Genomic DNA, 24,004 nt, shown 5'->3' on the forward strand with positions numbered 1-24,004 from the left:
CCAGGGCAATCCCTGGGCCGCCCGTCCGTGGAAAACGCGCTGCGGGCGGGACAATTCCAGGCTTCCGCGCGGGCTACCCGCCCACCTCCTGCGGTTTCACCTGGAACGACTGACGTGACTACCACCTCCCCCGTGGCCAACCCGGCCGCGGCCGGCCGAGCGACGCCGACCCCGGCGACCATCCTCGGCCAGCCCAACCAGCTCTTCGTGCTGTTCTTCACCGAGATGTGGGAGCGTTTCTCCTACTACGGCATGCGCGGCCTGCTGGTGCTTTTCCTTGTTACCGAAGTCGCCAAGGGCGGCTGGGGCTGGACCCGCGCCGAGGCGACGTCGCTGTACGGCTGGTACACGGGCATGGCCTATCTGCTGCCGGTGCTGGGCGGCTATCTGGCGGACCGCTACCTCGGCACGCGCCGCGCGGTGCTGTTCGGCGGCTTCGTCATCGCGGCCGGTCACATCTCGATGTTCATGAACACGGTGCCGAGCTTTTACGCCGGCCTCGGCCTCGTCGTGCTGGGCACGGGCCTGTTCAAGCCCAATGTGTCGGCCATCGTCGGCCAGCTCTACGGTCCCAAGGAAGACAACGCCCGTGACGGCGGCTACACGCTGTTCTACATGGGTGTGAACGCCGGCGCCTTCTTCGGCATCCTGCTGTGCGGCTACATCGGCGAGAAGGTGTCCTGGCACCTGGGCTTCGGCCTCGCGGGCCTGTTCATGATCCTGGGCGCGCTGCAGTTCTATTTCAGCCAGCACATCTTTGGCGACATCGGCGGCCCGCCCAAGGCCGAAGACCGCGCCAAGCTTGCTGCTGCCGCGGCGGCAGACGAGGCGCCGGCCCATGTCGTGGCCGACCGCCTGAAGGCCATCTTCGTGTTCTCCTTCTTCACGATCTTCTTCTGGTTCGCCTTCGAACAGGCTGGTGGTTCCATGACCATCTTCGCGGCCGACTACACCGACCGCACCCTGGTCGGCACCAGTGGTTTCGTCTTCAAGGTCGTCAACTCGCTGATGACCGTGCTGCCGGCGCTGATCCTGACCTGGCTGCTGTGGAAGCTCAACCGCAGCACGGGCAGCCGCTACGCACTGGCCAACGGCTTGCTGGCGTTGGCCTTCGCAGTCATCTGGGGCCTGGTGCTGTGGATGCTGGCGCGCGAGTTCGCGCTGGAGCAATCGGAAGTCCCGGCCAGCTGGTTCGGCGTGCTGAACTCCTTCTTCCTTGTCATCCTGGCGCCGGCCTTCTCCAAGATGTGGGAGAAGCACTGGAACCCGGCCGGCCCGGTCAAGTTCGGCGTCGGCCTGGTGCTGCTGGGCCTGGGCTTCGCGGCGCTGTCCTATGGCTCCAGCGGCATCCCGGCGGGCGCCAAGACGGCCCAGGTCAGCATGGTCTTCCTGTGCCTGGCCTATCTTTTCCACACCATGGGCGAGCTCTGCCTGTCGCCCGTGGGCCTGTCCTATATCTCCAAGCTGGCGCCAGCGCGCCTGCTGGGTCTGATGTTCGGCGTCTGGTTCCTGAACACGGCCATTGCCAACAAGCTGGCCGGCTCCACCGGCGCCTACATCGACGAGATCTCTACCAAGTACTCGATGTCGGTCTTCTTCCTGATCTTCACGGCCATCCCCATCGGCGCCGGCGTCATCCTGATGCTGCTGACGCCCTGGATGAAGAAGAAGATGCACGGCGTCCACTAATAAATCATCTGCACGGGGTCATGAAACCCGTGCGTTACTGCCAAAGCCGCCCGGCCCCGCGCCCGGCGGCTTTTTTGTTCACAGTTCCGCCCTGTTGACAAGGAATGTCAGCAGCCTGGTCGGGCTTTAGGTTTTGGGGTAACGGCGCCGCGGCGATGTGCTTACAGTCGCCCGCTTGCATTCGGAGCCCCCCATGTCCAAGAAGAATCTGGCGCTGACCCTGACCCCCGTTCTCATCGCCCTGCTCGCCGCCTGCGGCCAGAAGCAGGAAGGCGCCGGCGGCCCGGGCGGCCACGGTGGCGGCCCGCCGCCGGTGTCGGTGGCGCCGGCCACCCAGCGCGAGGTGCAGGAATTCGACGAGTTCACGGCCCGCCTGGAAGCGCCCGACACCGTCGACGTGCGCTCACGCGTTGCCGGCACCGTGGACGCCGTGCGCTTCAAGGAAGGCCAGCTCGTCAGGAAGGGCGACCCGCTGTTCACGATCGACGCGCGCGCCTTCAAGGCCGACGTCGCCCGTGTCGAAGCGCAGATCGCCGCGGCCAAGACGCAGGCCGACTTAGCGCGCACCGATTTGGCGCGCTCCGAGAAGCTGGTCAGCATCAACGCCGTCAGCCAGCAGGAGATCGACCAACTGCGCTCGGCACTGCGCTCGGCCGAGGCCAACCAGAAGGCCGCGGAAGCCGCCCTGGTGCAGTCCAAGCTGAATGTCGAATACGCCAGCATCACGGCGCCCGTCAGCGGCCGCACCTCGCGCGCCAACGTCACGCCGGGCAATCTCGTCGGTGTCGGCGACCCGGTGCTGACCACCGTCGTCTCCAGCGACAAGGTCTACGCCTATTTCGACGCCAGCGAAGCCACCTACCTGAAGTACATGCGCGCCGCCCGCGAGGGCAGCCGCGCCTCGTCTCGCGACGCGGCCAACCCGGTGCAGATGGGCTTGTCCAACGAGCAGGGCTACCCGCATGCCGGCAAGATGGACTTCGTCGACAACCGCCTGAACCCGGCCACTGCCTCCATCCGCGGCCGCGCGGTGTTCGACAACAAGCAGGGCCTGTTCACGCCGGGCCTGTTCGCCCGCATCAAGCTGATCGGCAGCGGCAGCTACCAAGCCGTCGTCGTGCCCGACCGCGCCATCTCGACCGACCAGACGCGCAAGGTCGTCCTCATCGTCGGCGCCAACAACATCGTGCAGCCCCGCCCGGTCACGCCGGGCGCGCTGATCGACGGCATGCGCGTCGTCGACGGCGTCAAGGCCGGCGAGCTGGTCATCGTCGACGGCCTGCTGCGCGCCTTCCCCGGCGCGCCGGTCACGCCGCAGGTGCTGAAGGTGGATGACAAGGGCATGCCCATCCCGGCGGCTCCCCCGGGTGCTGCGCCTGCTCCCGCCCCGGCTTCTGCTCCCGCTTCGGCCGCCTCGAAGTAATCCCAAGGCGGTAGCCCCATGGACATCTCACGCTTCTTCATCGACCGGCCGCGCTTCGCGACCGTGTTGTCCCTCTTCATCTTCCTGATCGGCGCGCTGGCCATCCCGCTGCTGCCGATCTCCGAGTACCCCGAGGTCGCGCCGCCGCAGGTCGTCGTGCGCGCCCAATACCCCGGCGCCAACCCGCGCGTGATCTCCGAGACGGTGGCCACGCCGCTCGAAGAGCAGATCAACGGCCTCGAGAACGTCCTCTACTTCGACAGCCAGGCCACCGGCGACGGCGGCATGACGCTGACCGTCACCTTCAAGATCGGCACCCACCCGGAAGCGGCCGAGACGGCGGTGCAGAACCGCATCAACCGCGCGCTGCCGCGCCTGCCCGACATCGTGCGCCAGATCGGCGTGACGACCGAGAAGGCGGCGTCCAACCTGACCATGGTGGTCCACCTGGTCAGCCCGGACAACTCGCGCGACGCCCTCTATCTGCGCAACTACGGCACGCTCAATGTGCGTGACGACCTGCTGCGCGTGCCCGGCATGGGCTCGGTGCTGAGCTTCGGTGCAGGCGACTATGCGATGCGCATCTGGCTCGACCCGCAGAAGCTGGCGGCCCGCAACCTGACGGCTTCGGACGTCGTGGGCGCGATCCGCGAACAGAACACGCAGGTCGCGGCCGGTGTCGTCGGCGCCTCGCCATCGCCCAAGAACACCGATTTCCAGCTGTCCATCAATGCCCAGGGGCGCCTGGCCAGCGAGGAGGAGTTCAGCGACATCATCGTCCGCAGCGAACCCAAGACGGGCGCCATGGTGCGCGTGAAGGATCTCGGCCGTGTCGAGATCAGCGCCAACACCTATGCACTGCGCAGCCTGCTGAACAACAAGGAAGCCGCGGCCATCGCCATCTTCCAGGCGCCGGGCTCCAATGCCCTGGCCATCTCGGACAACGTGCGCAAGACCATGGAGAGGCTCAAGCCCAGCTTCCCCAAGGGCGTGGACTACGACATCGTCTACGACCCGACGCGCTTCGTGCAGACCTCCATCGAGAAGGTCGTGCACACGCTGTTCGAGGCCGTTGCCTTGGTGGTGCTGGTCGTCATCATCTTCCTGCAGACCTGGCGCGCCTCCATCATCCCGCTGGTGGCCGTGCCGGTGTCCATCATCGGCACCTTCGCCGTGCTGCTGCTGCTGGGCTTTTCCATCAACACGCTGACGCTGTTCGGCCTCGTGCTGGCCATCGGCATCGTGGTGGACGACGCCATCGTGGTGGTCGAGAACGTCGAGCGCAACATCCAGGACGGCCTGACGCCGCATGCGGCGACGGTGAAAGCGATGCAGGAGGTCTCGGGTCCCATCATCGCCATCGCCCTGGTGCTGTGCGCGGTGTTCATCCCGCTCACACTCGTGCCAGGCTTGTCGGGCCAGTTCTACAAGCAGTTCGCCGTCACCATCGCCATCTCCACGGTGATCTCGGCCTTCAACTCGCTGACACTCTCGCCGGCCCTCGCCGCCATCCTTCTGCGCCCGCACGACGCGCCCAAGGATGCACTGACGCGCGGCATGGACAAGGTCTTCGGCCGCTTCTTCAACTGGTTCAACCGCTTCTTCCACCGCCGCTCCGAGGGCTACAGCCGCGGCGTGACGGGCATCCTGCGCCGCAAGTCGGCAGCGCTGATCGTCTACGCGCTGCTGCTGGGCGCCACCGTGCTGCTGCTGGCGCGCATCCCCAGCGGCTTCGTGCCCGCGCCGGACAAGCAGTACCTGATCGGCATCGCCCAGCTGCCGGCCGGCGCCAGCCTGGACCGCACCGAGGAAGTCATCCGCCGCATGAGCGAGATCGCGCTGAAGGTGCCCGGCATCAAGGACTCGGTGGCCTTCCCCGGCCTGTCGGGCGCCGGCTTCTCGGCCGCTCCCAACGAGGGCATCGTCTTCTTCGGCCTCGAGGACTTCGACAAGCGCACCTCGCATGACCTGAGCAAGGAGGCCATCCTCGGCAAGGTCAACGGCGCCATCCAGCAGATCCAGGGCGCGCGCATGTTCGTCGTGCCGCCGCCGCCGGTCGACGGCCTGGGCATCGCCGGCGGCTTCAAGGTGCAGGTGCAGGACCGCAGCAGCCAGGGCGAGCAGGCCCTGTACGGCGCCGTCTGGGGCACGCTGGGCCAGGTCTATGGCAACCAGAACACGTCGATCGGCACGCCGTATTCCAACTACGACATCAACGTGCCGCAGCTGTTCGCCAACGTCGACCGCACCAAGGCCAAGCAGATGGGCGTGCCGCTGGCTTCCATCTACGACACGCTGCAGATCAACCTCGGCTCTCTCTACGTCAACGACTTCAGCCGCTTCGGCAAGACCTACCAGGTCATCGTGCAGGCCGACGCGCCCTTCCGCGCCAAGGCCGAGGACATCACGCAGCTGCAGACCCGCAACGGCAGCGGCGAGATGGTGCCGCTGGGTTCGCTGATGAGCGTCGAGCCGACCTTCGGCCCGACGCGCGTGACGCGCTACAACGGCTTCCCGTCGGCCGACATCAACGGCGCACCCAAGCCCGGCTTCTCGTCGGGCCAGGCCGAGGCCGAGATCGAGCGCCTGCTGAAGACGCTGCCGCGCGGCTTCGGCTACGAGTTCACCGAGCTCAGCTACCAGGACCGCCTGACGCGCAGCGTCACCATCCCGGTGCTGAACGTCGAGGTGCCGACGCTGGCGGCGGTGCTGGCCTTCTCGGTGCTGCTCGTCATCCTCGTGCTGGCGGCCCAGTACGAGAGCTGGAGCCTGCCGCTGGCCATCATCCTGATCGTGCCGATGTGCATCCTGTCGGCGCTGTTCGGCGTCTGGCTGTCGCACTTCCCGCCCTTCGGGCAGGCGGGGGACCTGAACATCTTCACGCAGGTGGCCCTGGTCGTGCTGGTCGGCCTGGCGTGCAAGAACGCCATCCTGATCGTCGAGTTCGCCAAGGAGCTGGAGGAGCAGGGCAAGTCCATCCGCGACGCCGTCATCGAGGCCTGCCGCCTGCGGCTGCGCCCCATTCTGATGACGTCCATCGCCTTCTGCGCCGGCGTCATCCCGCTGATCCTGGGCAGCGGCGCCGGCAGCGAGATGCGCCGTGCGATGGGCATCGCCGTGTTCGCCGGCATGCTGGGCGTGACGCTGTTCGGCATCTTCCTGACGCCGGTCTTCTACAGCCTGCTGCGCGCCAGCACCGAGAAGCGCCGCGCCCGTGCGGCGGCGCTGCGTGCCCAGGTCGAGGCCTCGGCCCATGCCTTCCACCCCGGCATCGATGACGATGTCTCCACGAAGAAGGAGGGTCACTGACATGCTCGCCCGTCTGACCCCACTCGCCCTGGCCGTCGCGCTGGTCGGTTGCGCCGCGCCCGGCCTGTCCAAGGGCCCGGCCAATCTCGCGCCCGAGAAGTTTGCGCAGTTGCCGCCCGCCAACTCCGGCGCTGCGCAGATGACCACCGCCTTTGTCGACAGCGCCCAACTCCAGCGCGTCGTCGATGAGGTGTTGGCCAACAACCGCGACCTGCGCGCTGCCGCCGCGCGGCTGAAGCAGGCCGAGGCCCTGGCCGATGCGGCCGGCGCCCGCCGCCTGCCCACCGTGGGCCTGGGCGCCAGCGCCAGCCGCCAGCGCGCGCCCAACGACCAGGGCGTGTTCAACAACTTCACCAGCTACGGCGTCAATGCGACGGCGGGTTGGGAGGTCGATCTCTGGGGCCGCGCGGCCTCCAACGCACAGGCGGCCGGTTATGACGCCCAAGGCGCCGCGCTGGATCGCGACGCGGCCCAACTCAGCCTGGCTGGCACGGCGCTGAACCTGCAGACCCAGCTCATCGGCCTCGGCCACCGGCTCGCGCTCGCCAAGGAAACGCTGGGCGTGCAGAACCAGCTGCTCGACCTCGTCAAGGCGCGCGTCGGCGCCGGCCGCGGCACGGCCCTCGACCAGGCCCGCGCCGAAGCCCTCGTCGCGCAGACCTCGGCCAGCGTGCCCGCGCTGCGCAACGCGGCCTGCCTGACGCGCCTGCAGCTCGACGTGCTGCGCGGCCAGCCGCCGGCCGACTGCGACAAGGCCGACAGCGACCCGCTGCCCGGCATGCCCGAGCCCCGCCTCATCAGCCTCGGCAGCCTGCCCGATCCGGCCGGATTGCTCAGCGCACGCCCCGATGTGAAGGCCGCCGCCGTGCGGGCCCAGGCCGCCGCGTCACGCGCCCATGTCGCCTGGGCCGCGCGCTGGCCCAGCCTGGGCCTGACCGGCCAGATCGGCTGGAGCGCCGGCAGTGCTGGCGACCTGTTCAAGAGCGGCACGCAGATCCACAGCCTCGCCGCTGCTTTGAACTGGAACTTCCTGGACTTCGGCGCCCGCAAGGCCGAGGAGAGCGCGGCGCGCGCTGGCTATGAGGCCGCCGTGGCCGGAGCCGAACAGGCCCAGCTGACGGCATTGCAGGACGCCCAGGGCAGCCTGTCGACGCTGCGCGAGACCGAGCTGCAGGCTACGGCCCAGGCCACGGCCGCCGACGCGACGCGGCGCGCCCGCGAATTGGCCCTGAAGCGCTACGAAGCCGGCGTGACCGACTTCTATGCCTTGCTCAGCGCCGAGCAGGAGCGCCTGGCGGCGGCGGACGCGTTGATCCAGGTGCAGACCCAGCGCGCCGCGGCCCTGCTGGGCGTGCACAAGGCTTTCGCGGCCCGCTTGACAGTGGCGCAGTAGGTCGTCTGTTGTGCATGGGGCCGGCGCTGCCGGCCCCTGTAGCGATCAGGCCGCCGCGGTGGCCGGTCCGGCCGCGCGCCTGCGCCAGCGCCACCACAGCAGGCCCAGGCCGAGGACGAACATCACCGCGCCGACCCAGCGCGTCTCGCCGGAGCTGTCCTCCATATCGGCCATGCGCACGACGCTGGGTTCGTTGGGCAGGTAGCGCACCTTGACCATGGGCTCGGTCTTGCCGTCCTTCATGGACTGACCCAGTTGCTGCGGCAGGCTGATCTCGCCACGGGCCAGGTCACCGGCTTCCGTCTTGAAGACGATGTGGCCGCGGAAGCCGCTCTCCGAGCCGCGCTTCTTGCGCCACTCGATGCTTTCCACCACGGCGGTGGCCTCGCGGCCATTGGCCTGCAGGCGCTTGACGTCGCGGGCATTGCTCGCGCCGCTGAACATCACATAGGGCCCGCCGATCAGCAGCACGGCCACCATGATCCAGGATCTGAAACCTTCCAGCATCACCCACTCCCTTGGCGCCCTCGGGCGGCCCGGGCGCGGTTCTTTTTTCAGCGAGGCAGCCGCCCCTGCGGCCGCGATTGTTCCAGCGCCGCTGAGCGCGCTTTCTCAGGGTCTGCCTGAAGCTGCAGGGCTCACGAGGCCGCGACGATGCGGGCGGCCAGCTGCATGACGCTGCGGCGGTAGGCATCGGCCAGTGCGTCTGCCTGCATGCCGCAAGGCAGGCTCAGGTCGGCCGAGCCGGGAGGCGGCAGCGCGGTGCCGGCCGGCGCCTGCAACGGCAGCCAGTGCCAGCGGGCGCGCAGCCGCAGCTGCAGCCCGCCGCTGTCGGGCCGTGCCAGCCATTCATCCACCTGCACGACGAGGCGCAGCGACTCCCCGTCGGGCGTGTTCTGCTTGCCCACCGTGACGGGGTAGGGCTGGCGCAGCCGCCACAGGTCCTCGGCCAGCAGGCGCGGCAGCGCCTCGCTGAGCGGCTCGGCCCAGCGCGCCTCGGGCAAGGGACGCAGGCCGGCACTGCCCTCGGCGACGAGGATCTCGTCGCGGTCCAGCAGCTCGGGCAGGGCCAGCTGTGGGCTCAGTACCCAGGCGCGGCCGTCCTGGCCGGGTTTGGCATCGGCGGGCAGCGGCGGCATGCCGGTCAGCCCGTAGAGACGGCGTGGTGGCGTGTTGCGTGTCGAGCAGCCGGCGAAAGTTGCGGCTGCCAGCATGAGCAGGCCACGGCGGCGCAGGTTCATGGCGGTCGTCATTTGGCAGCCTCCGGTGCGGCGGTTGGGGGAGCATCCGGCTGGCGGCCGAGCAGCAGCTGCTGCGGCTGCGCGTCCAGCGACCGCGCGAGCTGTCGCAGCGCGCGTGCCGCCTGCGACAGCTCGCGCATCGTGCGCTCGGTCTGCTGCAGCAGCGGGCCGTCGCCGTCGGCGGCTTCGCGCAGCGAGGCGCTGGCCTTCGCCAGCTCATTGACCGCGCGCTGCACGTCGCGCACGGTCGGCCCCTTGGGGTCCAGCAGATCGCTGGCGCGATCGGCGCCGGTGCCCAGTTTGTCGGCTGCGATCGAGACCTTGTCGCCCGCACGGTCCACGCTGGCCATCGCGCGTTCGGCGCTGCTCGTCAGCGGCGTGGCGCGGCGGTCCAGCTGCGCCGCCAGGCTGCGGGCGTGGGTGGCGGTGGCGGCGAAATCCTTCAGGCCCTGCTTCAGTTCGGGCGCCGCGATGAGCTGGCGCGCCGAGTTGGCGATCTGGCTGAGGTCGTCGACGATCTTCTTCAGGTCGACGCTTTCGAGTTGGTCCTTCAGCGCCTGGAAGGCGGTCGCGCTGGTCGGGATCTCGGTCGCATCGCCCTTGTAGCCGCCATGCAGCCTGCCGGGCGGCTTGGTGCGGAAATCCAGGTCGATGTAGAGCTGCCCGGTCAGCAGGCTCTGCGTGCCGAGCTGGGCCGTCAGGCCGCGCTTGATCAGTGTCGGCAGCGCATGGCCGATGTCGTCGTTGCCCATGCGCCCGTCCAGGCCGCGCACGGCGTCCTCGTCGAGGTTGGCGATGACGGGGATGGCAAAGCTGTCCGACTTGCTGTCGTAGTGCACGGTGATGTCGGTGACGTCGCCGATGCGCACGCCGCGGAACACCACCGGCGCCCCCTTCTGCAGCCCGAACACGGAGCCCGAGAAGAACATCACCACGCGTTCCGGCTGCTTGAACCAGTGCTGGCCGGGCAGGGCGATCAGCGCGATGACCAGCAAGGCCACGGCGCCGACGACGAACGCGCCGATGACGAAGGGGCTGGCGCGGCGGCGCTTCACGCGGCCTCCCGCTCTGGCTCGTACTGACCGCGGGTCAGGAACTCGCGCACCGCATCCGGCCCGTGGTCGCGCAGCTCGGCGGGTGGCCCCAGCGCTGTTGCCGTGTGCGCTTCGACGTCCAGGAAGAGCACCCTGTCGGCCACGGCGAAGAGGCTCTCCAGCTCATGCGTGACGAGGACGATGGCGCGGCCCATCTCGTCCTTGAGCCGCTTGATGAGGTCGTCCAGCCGCGCCGAGGTGAGCGGGTCCAGGCCGGCCGAAGGTTCGTCCAGGCACAGCAGTGGCGGGTCCAGCATCAGCGCGCGGGCGATGGCCGCGCGCTTCCTCATGCCGCCGGACAGTGCGGCTGGCTCGGCGTCGAAGGTGGCGGGATCGTCCAGGCCGGCCAGGGCCAGCTTGAAGCGCGCCTGGCGCTCGCGTTCGGCCTCGTCCAGCTCGGTGTAGAGCTCCAGCGGCAGCATCAGGTTCTCGCCGACCGTCATGCTGCTCCACAACGCGCCGGCCTGGAAGGCGACGCCGATCTCGCGCCGCGGCGGGTCGTCGCCGTGCACGTCGCGCTGCTGGCCGTCAGCCGTCCACAGCACGCGGCCGGTCCGCGGCGTCTGCAGGCCGATCATGTGGCGCAGCAGCGTGCTTTTGCCGCAGCCGCTGGCACCGACGATGGCCAGCACTTCACCCGCCTTGACCTCGAAGTTCAGGCCATGCTGCAGCTCCTTGCCGCCGGCGTGCAGGCTGAGGTTCTCGACGCGCATCAGCACCTCGTCAGGCTGTTTCTTCTTGTCGGCCATCAGATGTCCAAGCGCTGGAAGATGACGGTCAGCGTCGAGGCGGCCACCACCATCCAGACAATGGCCTGTACAACAGCCGCGGTCGTCGCTTCGCCCACCGCCTGCGCACTGCGCCCGGCGTTCAGGCCCTGGCGGCAACCTGCCAGCGCGACCAGTACCGCGTAGACACTGCCCTTGAGCAGGCCGACGAACAGGTCCCAGCCCGCCAGCGCCTCGCGGGTGGTCGTCAGATAGGCCATGGGCGGCACGTCGTAGAGCAAGAYGGCCACCGCCCCGCCCACCGCCAGCCCGGCCACGCCGGCGCACAGCGTCAACAGCGGGCCGGTGACGAGCAGGGCCAGCATGCGCGGCAGCACCAGGTGCTCGACCGGGTCCACCCCCAGCGTCGTCAGCGCGTCGATCTCCTCGCCGGCGCGCATGCTGCCAATCTGGGCCGCAAACGCAGCACCGACGCGGCCAGCCAGCACGATGCCCACGACCAGGGCCGCGATCTCGCGCACGACGCCGATGGTGACGAGGTTGGCGATGAAGCTCTGCGCGCCGAAGCGCTGCAGCTGCTCGGCGCCCATATAGGCCACGATCAGGCCCACCAGGCTGCTGACCAGCAGCACGATGGGCAGGCTGCGCGGTCCGGTCTGCTCGATCTGCCAGAGCCAGTCGCTCATGCGCATCGCGCTGCGGCCACGCATCAGTCGTCCGAGGGCGGCCAGCGTGTCGCCGATGAAGACCAGGGTCTTGCGCCATTCGGGATCGGGCGCTTCCTCGTCATCGGCCACCGGCTTCTGCTTGGGCGCCTGAGCCTGCGGAAGGCTCAGGCCCAGCAGCGGCTGCAGCCCGCGCGGCAGGCCGGCGAAGTCGAGCTGGACGCCGCCGCGCGCCAGTGGCGCCAACAGTTGCCACAGCGCGCCGGCCAGCGGCGGCTGCCAGTGCGAGAGCGCCTCGCTGTCGAAGCCCAGCCGCGTGCCGTCGGCCACCGGCAGTTCTGCGGGCGGCTTGGGCAGCTCTGCGCCGCTCAGGTCGCCAGACAAGACCAGGCGCCACTGCTGGCCCTTACCCTCCCAGCGCGCCTCGCCCGTGCCGGAAGCGCCGGACGAAGGGAGGGGAGCTGACAAGGTATGGGACATGACAGCTCATGCTCTGTCCCGGCTGCGCGTTCGCGGCCCGGACGCCGACGGCGCGATTTGTAGGACGGCGCGCCGCCGCACCGGCCCTGTCGGTGTGGGCCGACACGCCAATGGCGGCGTGGATGACCGCGCCCGCGCGCGCCGGCGCTCAAAGTTGTAGCCCGCCCAGCCGATTCAGGAGCCCGCCATGAAACCCACTGCCAAGACGCCCGTCCAAGGCGACGGCCTGCAAGGCGAAGGCAACTACGCCGCCGCTCGCCGCCACCGCGAGTCCGTCGAGAAGTTCGTCAAGAGCGGCGCGGTCGAGCCTGCGGCCCGTGAGGCTGCACCCCACGACATCGACGAAGCCCGCGAGATGCGCGACGCCGAACAGGCTGGCAAGAGCCACGCCAAGCGATGAGCAAGACCATCAACCCCGATGCCGCCCGGCCCGAGGGCAAGCCCTCGCTGCCGCATGAGCGTGACCAGCAGAACACGGCGACCAACCCCGAGCCGGACCCGCAGGTGCACCGCGCCGCGCGCGATCTCCAGCAGGGCCAGGTCGACACCGACCTGCGCGCCACGCCGGGGCTGGACGCCGATAAACGCGGCGGCATGGTGAAGGGCGGAGAACACGGCGCCGGCGACCAGAAAACGCGCCGCTAGGACGTCATCAGCCGCTGCACGACCTGGTTGCGACCCTGGGCCTTGGCTTGGTAGAGGCCGGCGTCGGCGCGGTTGATCAGGCCGTCCAGCGTCTCCTCCGGTCGCGCCGTGGCCACGCCAATGCTGACGTGGCAGCGCGGCAGGGCCGCGTCCCCCTCGGTGCTGGTGCGCAGGCGTTCGGCCACGGCCAGCGCCTGGGCGGCATCGGTGTCGGGCAGCAGGGCGACGAACTCCTCGCCGCCGTAGCGGCCCAGCACGGCCGGCCGGCGCAGCACGGCATGCGCGCGTTCGACAAAGTCGGCCAGCACGCGGTCGCCCACCAGGTGGCCGTGCTCATCGTTGATGCGCTTGAAATGGTCCAGGTCCAGCATCAGCACCGACAGTGGGCGGCCCTGCCGCCGGGCCCGTGACAGTTCCGCCTCTCCCGTCGTGTACAGCGCGCGGCGCGTCAGCGCGCCGGTCAGGCTGTCGCGCGTGATGAGACGCTCCAGCTCCTGGCGCAAATGCTCCGAGGCCATCAACACCGTGCCGATGCTGGTCAGCAACGTGCCGAAGGCCAGCCCCAGCAGGTAGATGACCTGCATGGGCGACGGCGTGAACAGGCCTTCCTGCGGCGGCATGAAGGGCGCCGTCACCGCGCGGGCCAGGATGATGGTGCTGCTCAGCAGCAGCACGACGGCGGTGAAGCGGGTCGCGAAGCTCTGCGCCGGCTGGTTCCAGATGAAGTGCGCATGCCAGGCGCCCGTGCCTCCCAACAGCAGGCCCATGAACAGCACCCGGTAGCCGTAGGGCCCGGTGAAGAAATGCATGAATGCCACGATGGCGAGTCCGGTCATGCCCAGCAGCGCCCAGCTGCGTGCCGACAGCGGCTGCTCGAAGAAGCGGTAGCTGCCGGCTACGAACAAGGCGGCGCCGGCAAACATCAGCGCATTCGCCAGGCCGAGGGACAGCAGCTCCGGCAGCGCGCCCCGCAAGGTGAACAGCAGCGCCGATGCGAAACCCACCAGCGGCGCGGCGGCCCAGTGGCCCAGGCCATGGATGGAGGGCGGATAGCTGCGGCGCTGGAAGAACATGACCAGCGCCATCAGGCAGCCCATCACCCCGGTGACGCCGCTGATGGTGCGAAGCTGCAGCATGTCCAGCACGGTCTGACCTTCCGCCAGTCGAAACGCGAGTCTAGGTGGCAAGTTGGTCGGTGGAATGCGGCAAAGTGCCGCGGGGCGCGTGCGCGTGAGTGAATGGTGGCCGGCGCGCAATCCGGATTGATGCGTCGCCCAGATGGGGACTGGCTGGGGAGCAAAGCGGCGCGCCACACTGCGCGCCCATTTCTGTGCCGCCCTGCCTTGATCAGCCCCGACGCGCCCCCGCCCGAGCCCTGCGTAGCGCACTGGCGCCAGCAGTTCCTGCGTGAACTGGCGCAGCCGCTGCCCTGGGTGGAGGGCCTGTTCGACCGCCAGCCCGACATGGTCTTTTCCATCAAGGACCGCAGCGGCCGCTATGTGTCGATCTCCCAGGCCTGCGCCGAACGCTGCGGCTTGGTGCACCAGGGCGACGCCATCGGACGTACCGCGCGGCAGCTGTTTCCGGCCCATATGGCCGAGCGCTACACGGCGCAGGACGAGCAGCTGTTCCGCACCGGCGAGCCCGTGCTCGACAACCTCGACCTGACGCTGTTCGCCAACCACGAGCCCGGCTGGTGCCTCAGTACCAAGCTGCCGCTGCATGACCGCGCGGGCCAGGTCATCGGCCTGGCCTGCCTGTCGCGCGACCTGGAGGAGCCCAGCCGCTCCGGCATGGTCGACGCGCGCATGGCCGCCGTCGTGGACCTGATGCTGGCGCGGCACGCCGAACCGCTGGGCATCGAGATGCTGGCCGACCATGCGGGCCTGAACGTCGCGCAGTTCGAGCGGCGCATGAAGAAGATCTTTCGCCTCAGCCCCAGCCAGTACCTCACCAAGCTGCGCATCGACGCCGCGGCGCGGCTGCTGCAGGCCAGCGACCGGCGCATCAGCGACATCGCGCTGGATTGCGGCTTCTGCGACCAGAGCGCACTGACCAAGCAATTCCGCGCGCTGACCGGCCTCACGCCGCGCGCCTTCCGCCAGTGGGTGCGCGACATCCGCCCCGAGGCGTGACGCCTTGTATCCGCGCCCCTCGCGGCGCGCCTGGGGCCAACCCAGCCCGGGACAACCCGCGCCGCGCCCAGTAGAGCGGGCCGAAGCCGCGCTGGCGCAGGGGTTTCGCACCTCGCCGATCGCAGCGAATCCGCACAAGACGGGCCTGCGGGCCGTGCGTACGGTGCGCCGCTGCCGCATCGCCTCATCACCGGCGACGGCGCAACACAGGAGACACCCATGAAGACATTGCACCGCCTGGCCACGAGCCTGGCGCTGGGCGCGCTGGCCACGCTGGCCCAGGCCCACGACACCCCGCAGCAGCAGGCGCCGCGCCCCAGCCAGCGCAGCGCGCTGCCGCCTTCGCCCGAGCAGGCGCAGTACCGGCTGCAGACGGCGCCGCGCGACAGCGTCAAGCCCGTCGCCGGCCGCGTGAAGGCGCTGGCCGCGCGGCCTTGCGAGGACATGAGCGTGCTGGCCGGCCTGCAGGGCAGCGCGCTGGCCGATTACGTCGCCAACCTGCCGGCCTTCGACTGCCACTACGGCCTGTTCTCGCTCGGCGGCACGCGCGCGGCCAGCGTGTTCAGCGCCGCCAACTTCACGGCCGTGGCGCAGCGCTTCGCGCAGGAGGCCACCAGCTACGACGCCAGCAACATCCGCCTCGTCAACCTGACGCTCTACCTGCGCGCGGGCTACTACGTGGCCAGCGGCGGCAACGGCCCCACGCCGCCTGCGGCGGTGCGCGAGGTCACGCGCGGCGTCATCGGCGGCCTGGTCGACAACGGCCTGCTGATGCGCGCCAACACTCCCGGCTACACCACGGCCGGCGAGGTGATGACGCTGATCACCAACCAGAACGACGAGCTGTACTACATGCCGCGGCTGCGCGGCCTGGTCACGCGCTTCACCAACACGGCGGCCAACCCCCGCGCCGTGCAGGCGCTGACCGAGCGCACCGCGGCCGCCGGCTTCACCGGCGCGCTGACGGTGATGTACTACGTGCACTGGCGTGATGGCGCGACAGCCGCGCTGCAGAACGACCCCAGCACCACCCAGGCGCTGTACGGCTTCGTGCGCGGCAACCGCGCCGCCCTGCTGGGCACGGCCAACGACTACCAGCTCAACGACGCGCTGCGCGAGGCGCTGCGCTACGGCCAGTACCCGGCGCTGCTGCCCACGGTCAGCCAGGAGATCCGTGACACGCTGGCCAACAGCCGGCCCGGTGACAACAGCGTCTCGCTGTGGGCCGCCGCGGCCGAAGCCGTCAGCTACTACGACAACGCCAACTGCGCCAGCTACGGCACCTGCAACTACAAGACGACGCTGGCCGACGCCGTGCTCAAGGTCACGCAGCGCTGCAGCGACACCTTGCGCGTGCGCTCGCAGTCCCTCACCGCCGCGCAGCTGGCCGACACCTGCAGCCAGCTGGCGACCGAGGAGGCCTATGCGCACACCATGCTGAAGACGCGGCGCTTGCCCGTCGCCAACGACAACAACGGCGCGCTGGAGGTGGTCGTGTTCGACGACTACGCGAACTACCAGAAGTACGCCTCGCTGATCTATGGCATCAGCACCGACAACGGCGGCATGTACCTTGAAGGCAACCCCGCCGATGCAGCCAACCAGGCGCGCTTCGTCGCCTACAAGGCCACCTGGCTGCCCGACTTCCAGATCTGGAACCTCAAGCACGAGTACATCCACTACATCGACGGCCGCTTCGACATGGCCGGCGACTTCGCGCTGGGCACGTCCAAGCCCACCGTCTGGTGGATCGAGGGCATTGCCGAGTACCTCTCGCTGGGCAACAACGACCAGGCGGCCATCGATGCCGCGCGCACGGCGCAGTACAGGCTCAGCGACATCTTCGGCAACACCTACGAGATGGCCGACTACGTCAATCGCGCCTACCGCTGGGGCTATATGGCCACGCGCTTCATGGTCGAGCGCCACCGCAGCGACGTGGATGCCAACCTCGCCCTGTTCCGCCTGGGCGACTACGCCGGCTACCAGGCGCGCATGCAGGCCATCGGCACGCGCTACGACGCCGAGTTCGCCAACTGGGTGGCCAGCGCCACCACCGCCGGCCAGCCGCCGCTGCCCGCCGACCCTGCCCTGCCCGCCTGCAGCGGCGACCCGCGCTATCTGGGCCGCAACTGCGCCATCGCCCTGCCCGCCGGGACGGTGAACTACCTGTATCTGCGCCTGCCGGCGGGCGCGAGCAATGTGCGCATCTTCAGCAGCGGCGGCAGCGGTGACCTGAGCCTGTCCGTGGACTACGGCCGCTGGCCCACCGCGACCCAGTACCTGGCCCGCTCCGCGCAGACCGGCACGGCGCAGAGCGTCAACCTGGCCCAACCCGGCTCGTCCGACTGGTACTACGTCGTGCTCGGCTCCAAGGACCCGCGCGCCAGCTACAGCGGCGTGAGCATCGCCGCCACCTACGACCTTCCCAAGCCCTGACGCGAAGGGGCGAAACGCGATCCTCCCGGGGCGGGCGGCGGCGGCGGCGGGGTCAAAGCCCGCTACGCTGCCGGCCATGTCGATCCTGCCGCGCCGCTGGCGCCTGCCCTATTTCGCCGTGCTGGCCATCATCGGCCTGCTGCTGAGCATTTCCGCGCTGCAGTCCTACCGCCTCTCGGGTGGCAACCAGCCCTGGGAGCCCTTCCTGTGGGAGTTCAGCTCCGTCATCGTCATCGGCCTGCTGGCCCTGGGCGTGCATGCCCTGCTGGGCCAGTTGCGGGGCCGACCCTGGCCGCAGCAGCTGGCAGCGCACGCGGTCGCGATGCCGCTGTTCAGCCTGCTGCATATTGCCGGCATGTTCGGCCTGCGCTTCGCGGTCTATGCGTTGGCCGGCGCGGGCTACCACCCCGACGATCTGGCCACGGTGCTGGTCTATGAGGGTGGCAAGGACGCGGTCAGCTATCTGAGCTTCTGCCTGATCTCACGCGGCGTCTGGATGGCCCAGGCCGCTGCCGCGCGGGCGCAGGAGCTGGACCGCGCCCGCCGCGAGCTGGCCGAGGTGCGCCTGGCGCGCCTGGCCGACCAGGTGCAGCCTCATTTCCTGTTCAACACGCTGAACCTGATCTCGTCGGTCATGTACGAGGACGTGGCGCGTGCCGACCGGCTGCTGTGCCAGCTCGCCGACCTGCTGCGCCAGACCCTGGCGGCCCAGCAGCGCGCCGAGCACACGGTGCGCGAGGAGCTGGCCCTGGTGCAACCGTTTCTCGAGCTGATGCAGGCGCGCTTTGGCGCCGAGCGACTGGTCGTGCAGATCGAGGCGGACGCGGCCGCCGCGGACTGCCGGCTGCCGGCCCTGCTGCTGCTGGCGCCGGTGGAGAACGCGGTCAAGCATGACGTGGCGCGGCACCGTGGCCGCGTGACGGTCAGCGTCGTCGCCAAGCGCATCGGCGAGCGCCTGCATCTGAGCGTCAGCAACCATGGCGACACACCGGTGCCCGAGTCGCCGCCCGATCCCGAGGGAGGCCTGGGCCTGCGCAATCTGCGAGAGCGGCTGGCGGGGCGCTATGGCGATGCGGCCAGCGTCGGCTTCGGGCCCGATGGCGCCGGCATGAGCCTGACGGTGGAGCTGCCATGCGGGTGCTGATCGTCGACGACGAGCCGGCTGCGCGGTCCAAGCTGCGGCGCCTGCTCGCGGCCGAGGTCGACATCGCCGAACTGCTGGAGGCGAACGACGCGCCAGCGGCCCTCGCCCTGGTGCGCTCGCTGCCGGCGCCGCCCGATCTCGCCCTGCTCGACATCGAGATGCCCGGTGGTAATGGCGTGCAACTGGGTGCCGCCCTGCGCGAGGCCGGTGTGCGTTGCATCGTCTTCTCGACGGCGCACGCCGAACACGCGCTGCGGGCCTTCGAGCTGGCGGCGCTGGACTATCTGCTCAAGCCCTACACGGCCGAGCGCCTGAGCGCGGCGCTGGCGCGGGTGCGCGAGCTGCTGGCGCGGCCCGCGGCGCCGGTGGGTGAATGGTGGGTGGAGGGCGAGCGCATCCGGCTTTCCGAGGTGCACTGGATCTCGGCCGCCGACAACTACATCGAGCTGCACCTGCCGCCGCGCAGCCTGCTGGAGCGCGCGACGCTGGCCGACGCGCTGGAGCGCCCGGGCTGGGCGGCGCGCTTCCTGCGCGTGCACCGCAGCCATGCGGTCAACATGGCCCATGTTCAGCGCATCGAGCGTCTCCCGACTGGCGAGGCGGTCCTGACACTTGCCAGCGGAGACACGCTGCGCGTGTCGCGCGGTTATCGCGCGGTGTTGGACGCGTTCGCCCCATAAATCCCACCACTCGCCCCGGCGCCCTCGCGCCGCGCGAGCCCGGCCGCGAAGCTGGCGGCCATGAACACAAACCGCCTGCCCTTCCTCGACGGCCTGCGCGTCGCCGCCTTTGCACTGCTGATCCCCTACCACGTCGGCATGTACTACGTGACCTGGGACTGGCATGTGAAGAGCGCGGCGGCCAGCAGCGCCCTCGAGCCCTTCATGCAGCTCAGCTCGCCGTGGCGCCTGGGCCTGCTGTTCCTGATCGCTGGCGCGGCTTGCCAAGGGCTGTTCGCCAAGCGCGGCATGCTGGGCACGCTGAAGGACAGATCGCTGCGCCTGCTGCTGCCGCTGATCTTCGGCATGGTCGTCATCGTCACGCCGCAGGCTTACTTCGAGGTGCTGACCAAGGCGCCCGACGTGCTGCCGGGCGACGGCGGCTACTTGGACTTCTGGCGCTTCTATCTGACGGCCGGCAAGGCCTGCCGCGGCAACGACTGCATGAGCATGCCGACCTGGAACCATCTGTGGTTCCTGCCCTATCTGTGGCTGTATGCGGTGCTCGGTGCGCTGCTGGCGCGCTTCGTCACCGTCTCCCGCGAACTGAAGCTGCCGGCCTGGGCCTGGCTGTTGCTGCCCGCCGTGCCGCTGGCGTTGATGCGTATCTTCATCAAGCCGCTGTTCCCCATCGAGCACGACCTGGTGCACGACCTCTACAACCATCTGCAGTACGGCTGGCTGTTCGCCATCGGCTGGGCCAGCCGCACGCCGCTGGCGCAAGGCTTCTGGGCCGCGGCATTGCGGCTGCGTTGGGTGGCCCTCGGCGTCTCGCTGGCGGGCTGGGCGGTGCTGTTGGTCTTCAATCAGCAATATGCCGAGGTGACGCCCAGCGATGCCATCCTGACCGCCGCCCGCACGCTGCGCGGCTCGCTGACCTGGTTTGCCATCGTCGCCGCCTGCGGCTGGGCTCAGCGCGCCTTCACCCGTGAGTCGCCGTTGCTGCGCGAGGCGAGCAAGGCGGTGTTCTGCCTCTACATCCTGCACCAAAGCGTCATCGTCGTGCTCAGCCAGTGGCTGAAGCCGTTGGCCCTGCCCTGGGGCTTGGAAGCCGTGCTGCTGATCGCACTGACCGGCATCGTCAGCGGCGCGGCCTATCTCTTGCTGCGCCGCGTGCCGGGCCTGGCCCTGCTGGTGGGCATTCAGCGCACGCCGCGCAAGGCGACGCCGTCCACGCCGCGCGTGATGGGGCAGTTGACGACGATGCCGGTCACGTCGAACTCGACCTCGCCCGAGGCCTGAGCGTCCAGCACGGCCTCCTCGGAACGCAGCTCGCGCGGCGGTTTGCCAGGCTTCCAGCGCACCAGCACCAGCCGCCACAGCGGGCTGTAGTTCGGGTCCGGCCGCGCCGCGCCGACGGCCGCAGGGCCGGAGGCAAAGACGCTGACCTGCGCGCCGTCGGCGAACTTGTAGACGCGCTCCGTCAGCGAGGCCGAGCCTGCACCGACGGCGCCGGCCAGGCGTGGCACGTGGTTGATGCCGGCCTGCGCGGCCATGGCTGCATCGGAGATGTCCGTCGTCACGTACTCGACGCGCTTGCCGTCCACCCAGGCCTGCTCGCGCGGCAGCGTGATGCCGGAAGCGCAGGCGCAAAGCAGGGCGGGGAGCAGAAGCCAGTGGAGGTTGTTCATGGGTGCTATGGTGCGCCGCCCGTTCAAAGCTGACCCGCCATGATCGAGAAATTCCTGCCCGCCGCGCTGCTGTTTTTTGCGAGCCTGGCCTGGGCTGTCGAGCCGCCGCCCGCCGAGCCCGCCTACATCGCCGTGCGGCCCATGATTGCCGAGCAGCAGCGCCTCGTGGCGCCCAACGCCATCGAGGTCAGCGAGGCCGTCGAGCTGGGCGGGCTCAAGCAGTGGATCACCATCCGCGGCGCCGACCGCGCCAACCCGGTGCTCATCTATGTGCATGGTGGCCCGGGTGCGGCCGAGATGGGGCGCAGCTGGCCCTACCAGCGCGGCTGGGAGGACTTCTTCACCGTCGTGCAGTGGGACCAGCGCGGCACGGCCAAGACGCTGCGTGCTGGCGGTGAAGCCGCCAATACCGCCGAGCTGACGCGTGAGCGCATGGCCAAGGATCTGGTCGAGCTGATGGCCCTGGTACGCCAGCGCCTCAAGGTCGAGCGCGTCATCCTGCTGGGCCATTCCTGGGGCAATGTCATCGGCCTGGATGCGGCCATGGCGAAGCCGGAGTGGGTCAGCGCCTATGTCGGCGTCGGACCGCTGATGAATCTGCAGGCCAACGAGCGCGCGCAGTACGAGGGCCTGCTGGCCGAGGCGCGCAAACGCAAGGACGTGACCGCCCTGGCTGAACTCGAAGCCATCGCACCCTATCCGGGTGAAGGCGACATCCCCTTCGCCAAGGTCAATGTCGCGCGTCGGTGGGTGCAGGCCTATGGCGGCCTGGCGGCCTATCGCGACAACGCCAACTTCTACTTCCGCGCCGCGCGGCTGTCGCCCTATTACGAGTTCGAGGACCGCCTGGCCATCGACCAGGGCGGCCAGCTGTCCGTGCCGGCGCTGCTGCCCGACATGAAGCGGGCCGACCATACGCAGATCCGCGCCACGCGCTTCCCGGTGCTGATGTTCCTGGGTCGCCACGACCTGACGACGCCGGCCTCGGTCATCGAGCCCTGGCTGGCCCAGCTGAAGGCGCCGTCAAAGAAGCTGGTCTGGTTCGAGCACTCGGCGCACCTGGCGCCGCACGAGGAGCCGGGCAAGTTCCTGGTCGCCCTCGTCGAGCATGTGCGGCCGCTGGCGGCGCGCTAACGCCAGTAGACCGGGTAGGTTCGCCGACAGGCGCGGTGGTAGAGCACCGCGACAACGACCATGGTCAGTGCACCGAACAGCGTCGGGAAGAGCAGGAAGCTCCACTTCGGTGCGACCAGGAAGACGATGACGGGATTCGAGCCGGCGGGTGGGTGCAGGGTGCGCGTCAGCATCATCAAGGCCACCGACACGGCGGTGGCCAAGGCCAGCGACCACCAGCTCGGGCCGAACAGCGCCAGCACGCCCAGGCCCACCGCCGTGCAGATGACATGGCCGCCGACCAGGCTGCGGGGCTGCGAGAAGTGCAGCTCCGGGAAGGTGAAGACCATCACCGCACTGGAGCCGAAGGAGCCCAGCAGCAGCAGCCAACCCAGGTTGTAGGAGGCAAAGGCCAGCACGCCGATGATGGCGAAGACGCCGGCACAGGCGACGACGCCGCTGCGCAGGCTGTAGCTCGGCGCCTGGCTGGGCCGACGGGCGATGGGCGCCGGCTCGGAGGGCCGTGCCACGACGCCGGATGCAAGCTCGCTCATGGATGTCCTCGGCAGGTCTGGCAGATCTAGCAAGGATCACGCCGGACCGCGGCAAAAAAACAGGGGCAGGCCAGCGGCCACGCCCCTTGCAAACGCCGCCGACACCTCACTGCGGCGGCGTGGAGACCGGGATCAGGCGGGGCGGGCGGCGGTGCTGCCCGGGACGGCGTCCAGCTCGCCCGAGGCGCGCGCCTTGCGGCCGTAGACCAGCTCGAACACGGGCGTGGCCATCATGGTGGTTACCACCGCCATCAGCACCAGCATCGAGAACAGGGCCGGGCCGATGATGCCTTTCTGCAGGCCGATGTTGATGATGATGAGCTCCATCAGGCCGCGCGAGTTCATCAGCGCGCCGATGCCCAGCGCCGTGCGGTTGTCTTCACCCGCCATGCGGGCCGCCAGGTAGCAGGCACCGAACTTGGCCAGCACCGAGGCCACCAGCACGCCCAGCGCGATCAGCAGCAGCTGGACCGAATTGATCATGTCCAGGCGCGTGTTCAGGCCGGAGTAGGTGAAGAACATCGGCAGCAGCAGGATCACGGCCAGGGGCTCGACCTTCTTCTTCAGCTCGGTGGCGAACAGGCCGCGCGGCATGACGGCGCCGAGGATGAATCCGCCGAAGATGGCGTGGATGCCGACGGCGTCCATGATGAAGGCCGACAGGCAGAAGAGCGCCATCGTGATGCCCAGCACCGTGGTGCTCATCTCGCCCCCGCGCTCGACGATGCGGCCCAGCGGTGCCAGCAGCTTGCGACCGAACAGCATGATGAAGGCGGCATAGATGACGCCGCCGCCGATGGCCAGCACCGCAACGCCCGGGCCCGCGCCGAAGGCAGCCAGAACCAGCGCCAGCACGCACCAGGACACGGCGTCGTCGAAGGCGCCGGCCGTCAGCGACAAGGTGCCGAGCGACGTGTTGGCCAAGCCGCGTTCGTTGATGATGCGGGCCAGCATCGGGAAGGCCGTCAGGGCGATGCAGGCACCCATGAAGAGGGTCGCATTGGTCGTTGAGATGCCTTCGGCGAACAGCCCAGGCACCTGCAGGAGCAGTGGCGTGATCAGGAAGGCGATGAAGAAGGGTGCGGTGATGCCGGCCACCGACACGCCAATGGCGCTCTTGGCCTTGGTCGCGAAGTGATCCAGCCGCAAAGTCGTGCCGACGAGGAACATGTACAGGCCCACGCCGAGCTGCGCGCCGGTGTACAGGACGTTCTTCATCTCCTTGGGAAAGATGGCGGCCTGGGTTTCCGGCGCCAGCAGGCCAAACAACGACGGGCCAAGGAGCACGCCCGCGATCATTTCGCCAACGACCTGGGGCTGCCCGAGGAACTTGCTGCCGAACCACCCGACGATGCGGCAAGCCAGCAGGATGATGGCCAGCTGCAGGAAGAAGTGGATGCTGAAGTCGCCCGGCGCATAGGTCTTGGCGGCTGCGGCCGCAGCGGGGCCATGCTTGGCGAACACGTCGCCCAGGATGGCAAGAAGATCGAATTCCATGGCTGTTCCTCTAGATTTCTTGTCGCTGCCACGCACCGTCTCGCGGTTTTGTACAGCGTTGTCTGCCTCTTTTGGTGAAAGCGCATTCACCGTGTAGAACACTTT

At 69.3% G+C, this 24,004-nt stretch carries 21 protein-coding genes; 12 read left to right on the forward strand and 9 right to left on the reverse strand.

Annotated elements, in window-relative coordinates; translation table 11 throughout:
- Nucleotides 1–114 precede the first annotated feature (114 nt).
- The 4 genes from AC1D2H_RS12575 to AC1D2H_RS12590 all read left to right on the forward strand — a co-directional run bounded on the left by AC1D2H_RS12575 (nt 115) and on the right by AC1D2H_RS12590 (nt 7,814).
- On the forward strand, nt 115–1,689 hold the full coding sequence (locus tag AC1D2H_RS12575; protein ID WP_478011176.1) for a peptide MFS transporter: 1,575 nt from the start codon (nt 115–117) through the stop codon (nt 1,687–1,689).
- A gap of 193 nt (nt 1,690–1,882) precedes the next feature.
- On the forward strand, nt 1,883–3,112 hold the full coding sequence (locus AC1D2H_RS12580) for an efflux RND transporter periplasmic adaptor subunit (protein WP_478011177.1): 1,230 nt from the start codon (nt 1,883–1,885) through the stop codon (nt 3,110–3,112).
- 18 nt (nt 3,113–3,130) lie between these two features.
- On the forward strand, nt 3,131–6,421 hold the full coding sequence (locus AC1D2H_RS12585; protein ID WP_478011178.1) for an efflux RND transporter permease subunit: 3,291 nt from the start codon (nt 3,131–3,133) through the stop codon (nt 6,419–6,421).
- Between the two features lies 1 nt (nt 6,422).
- On the forward strand, nt 6,423–7,814 hold the full coding sequence (locus AC1D2H_RS12590) for an efflux transporter outer membrane subunit (RefSeq protein WP_478011179.1): 1,392 nt from the start codon (nt 6,423–6,425) through the stop codon (nt 7,812–7,814).
- Nucleotides 7,815–7,859: 45 nt separating this feature from the next.
- Here the strand turns inward: AC1D2H_RS12590 and AC1D2H_RS12595 are convergent, their stop codons facing one another.
- The 5 genes from AC1D2H_RS12595 to AC1D2H_RS12615 form a co-directional block, all read right to left on the reverse strand.
- Nucleotides 7,860–8,321 carry a DUF3592 domain-containing protein gene (locus AC1D2H_RS12595; RefSeq protein ID WP_477929967.1) on the reverse strand — a complete coding sequence of 154 codons (462 nt, stop codon included), beginning with the start codon at nt 8,319–8,321 and terminating at the stop codon, nt 7,860–7,862.
- 131 nt (nt 8,322–8,452) lie between these two features.
- Nucleotides 8,453–9,067: a PqiC family protein gene (locus tag AC1D2H_RS12600; protein ID WP_478011180.1), complete on the reverse strand. Its 615-nt coding sequence runs from the start codon at nt 9,065–9,067 to the stop codon at nt 8,453–8,455.
- Complete coding sequence (locus tag AC1D2H_RS12605) at nt 9,064–10,110, reverse strand: MlaD family protein (protein WP_477929971.1); 1,047 nt, start codon at nt 10,108–10,110, stop codon at nt 9,064–9,066. Before AC1D2H_RS12605 ends, AC1D2H_RS12600 begins: the two co-directional genes overlap by 4 nt.
- A complete protein-coding gene (locus tag AC1D2H_RS12610) occupies nt 10,107–10,898 on the reverse strand; it encodes an ABC transporter ATP-binding protein (protein ID WP_477929973.1) in 792 nt (263 codons plus the stop codon). The genes AC1D2H_RS12605 and AC1D2H_RS12610 overlap by 4 nt, the downstream gene beginning before the upstream one ends.
- On the reverse strand, nt 10,898–12,010 hold the full coding sequence (locus tag AC1D2H_RS12615; protein ID WP_478011181.1) for an MlaE family ABC transporter permease: 1,113 nt from the start codon (nt 12,008–12,010) through the stop codon (nt 10,898–10,900). The genes AC1D2H_RS12610 and AC1D2H_RS12615 overlap by 1 nt, the downstream gene beginning before the upstream one ends.
- A gap of 199 nt (nt 12,011–12,209) precedes the next feature.
- Between AC1D2H_RS12615 and AC1D2H_RS12620 the strand changes: the two genes are divergently transcribed.
- Together AC1D2H_RS12620 and AC1D2H_RS12625 are read left to right on the forward strand one after the other, a co-directional pair.
- Nucleotides 12,210–12,422, forward strand: a complete 213-nt coding sequence (locus AC1D2H_RS12620) for a hypothetical protein (protein ID WP_478011182.1) — start codon at nt 12,210–12,212, stop codon at nt 12,420–12,422.
- Nucleotides 12,419–12,667 (forward strand): hypothetical protein, encoded by a 249-nt coding sequence (locus tag AC1D2H_RS12625; protein WP_477929979.1) that lies wholly within the window; start codon nt 12,419–12,421, stop codon nt 12,665–12,667. The genes AC1D2H_RS12620 and AC1D2H_RS12625 overlap by 4 nt, the downstream gene beginning before the upstream one ends.
- On the opposite strand, the gene AC1D2H_RS12630 is transcribed toward AC1D2H_RS12625, so the two are convergent.
- On the reverse strand, nt 12,664–13,803 hold the full coding sequence (locus tag AC1D2H_RS12630) for a GGDEF domain-containing protein (RefSeq protein ID WP_478011253.1): 1,140 nt from the start codon (nt 13,801–13,803) through the stop codon (nt 12,664–12,666). The genes AC1D2H_RS12625 and AC1D2H_RS12630 overlap by 4 nt on opposite strands.
- 207 nt (nt 13,804–14,010) lie before the next feature.
- Here AC1D2H_RS12630 and AC1D2H_RS12635 point away from each other — a divergent pair, with 207 nt between their 5' ends.
- The 5 genes from AC1D2H_RS12635 (at nt 14,011) to AC1D2H_RS12655 (ending at nt 20,346) form a co-directional block, all read left to right on the forward strand.
- Nucleotides 14,011–14,802 carry a helix-turn-helix domain-containing protein gene (locus tag AC1D2H_RS12635; protein ID WP_478011183.1) on the forward strand — a complete coding sequence of 264 codons (792 nt, stop codon included), beginning with the start codon at nt 14,011–14,013 and terminating at the stop codon, nt 14,800–14,802.
- 219 nt (nt 14,803–15,021) lie between these two features.
- Complete coding sequence (locus AC1D2H_RS12640) at nt 15,022–17,241, forward strand: M9 family metallopeptidase (protein ID WP_478011184.1); 2,220 nt, start codon at nt 15,022–15,024, stop codon at nt 17,239–17,241.
- Between the two features lie 76 nt (nt 17,242–17,317).
- Nucleotides 17,318–18,385 (forward strand): sensor histidine kinase, encoded by a 1,068-nt coding sequence (locus AC1D2H_RS12645; RefSeq protein ID WP_477929985.1) that lies wholly within the window; start codon nt 17,318–17,320, stop codon nt 18,383–18,385.
- A complete protein-coding gene (locus AC1D2H_RS12650) occupies nt 18,373–19,065 on the forward strand; it encodes a LytR/AlgR family response regulator transcription factor (RefSeq protein ID WP_477929987.1) in 693 nt (230 codons plus the stop codon). Before AC1D2H_RS12645 ends, AC1D2H_RS12650 begins: the two co-directional genes overlap by 13 nt.
- 60 nt (nt 19,066–19,125) lie before the next feature.
- Nucleotides 19,126–20,346: an acyltransferase family protein gene (locus AC1D2H_RS12655; RefSeq protein ID WP_478011185.1), complete on the forward strand. Its 1,221-nt coding sequence runs from the start codon at nt 19,126–19,128 to the stop codon at nt 20,344–20,346.
- Here the strand turns inward: AC1D2H_RS12655 and AC1D2H_RS12660 are convergent.
- Nucleotides 20,247–20,735, reverse strand: coding sequence for a DUF7482 domain-containing protein (locus tag AC1D2H_RS12660; RefSeq protein WP_478011186.1), 489 nt, complete (start codon nt 20,733–20,735; stop codon nt 20,247–20,249). The two genes, AC1D2H_RS12655 and AC1D2H_RS12660, sit on opposite strands and share 100 nt — an antisense overlap.
- 39 nt (nt 20,736–20,774) lie before the next feature.
- Between AC1D2H_RS12660 and AC1D2H_RS12665 the strand changes: the two genes are divergently transcribed.
- Nucleotides 20,775–21,869, forward strand: coding sequence for an alpha/beta fold hydrolase (locus tag AC1D2H_RS12665; RefSeq protein ID WP_478011187.1), 1,095 nt, complete (start codon nt 20,775–20,777; stop codon nt 21,867–21,869).
- On the opposite strand, the gene AC1D2H_RS12670 is transcribed toward AC1D2H_RS12665, so the two are convergent.
- Nucleotides 21,866–22,402, reverse strand: coding sequence for an HPP family protein (locus tag AC1D2H_RS12670; RefSeq protein WP_478011188.1), 537 nt, complete (start codon nt 22,400–22,402; stop codon nt 21,866–21,868). The genes AC1D2H_RS12665 and AC1D2H_RS12670 overlap by 4 nt on opposite strands.
- A gap of 132 nt (nt 22,403–22,534) precedes the next feature.
- On the reverse strand, nt 22,535–23,899 hold the full coding sequence (locus AC1D2H_RS12675) for a cation:proton antiporter (RefSeq protein WP_478011189.1): 1,365 nt from the start codon (nt 23,897–23,899) through the stop codon (nt 22,535–22,537).
- Nucleotides 23,900–24,004 lie beyond the last annotated feature (105 nt).

The sequence above is a fragment of the Roseateles sp. P1_C1_2 genome (assembly GCF_056406535.1).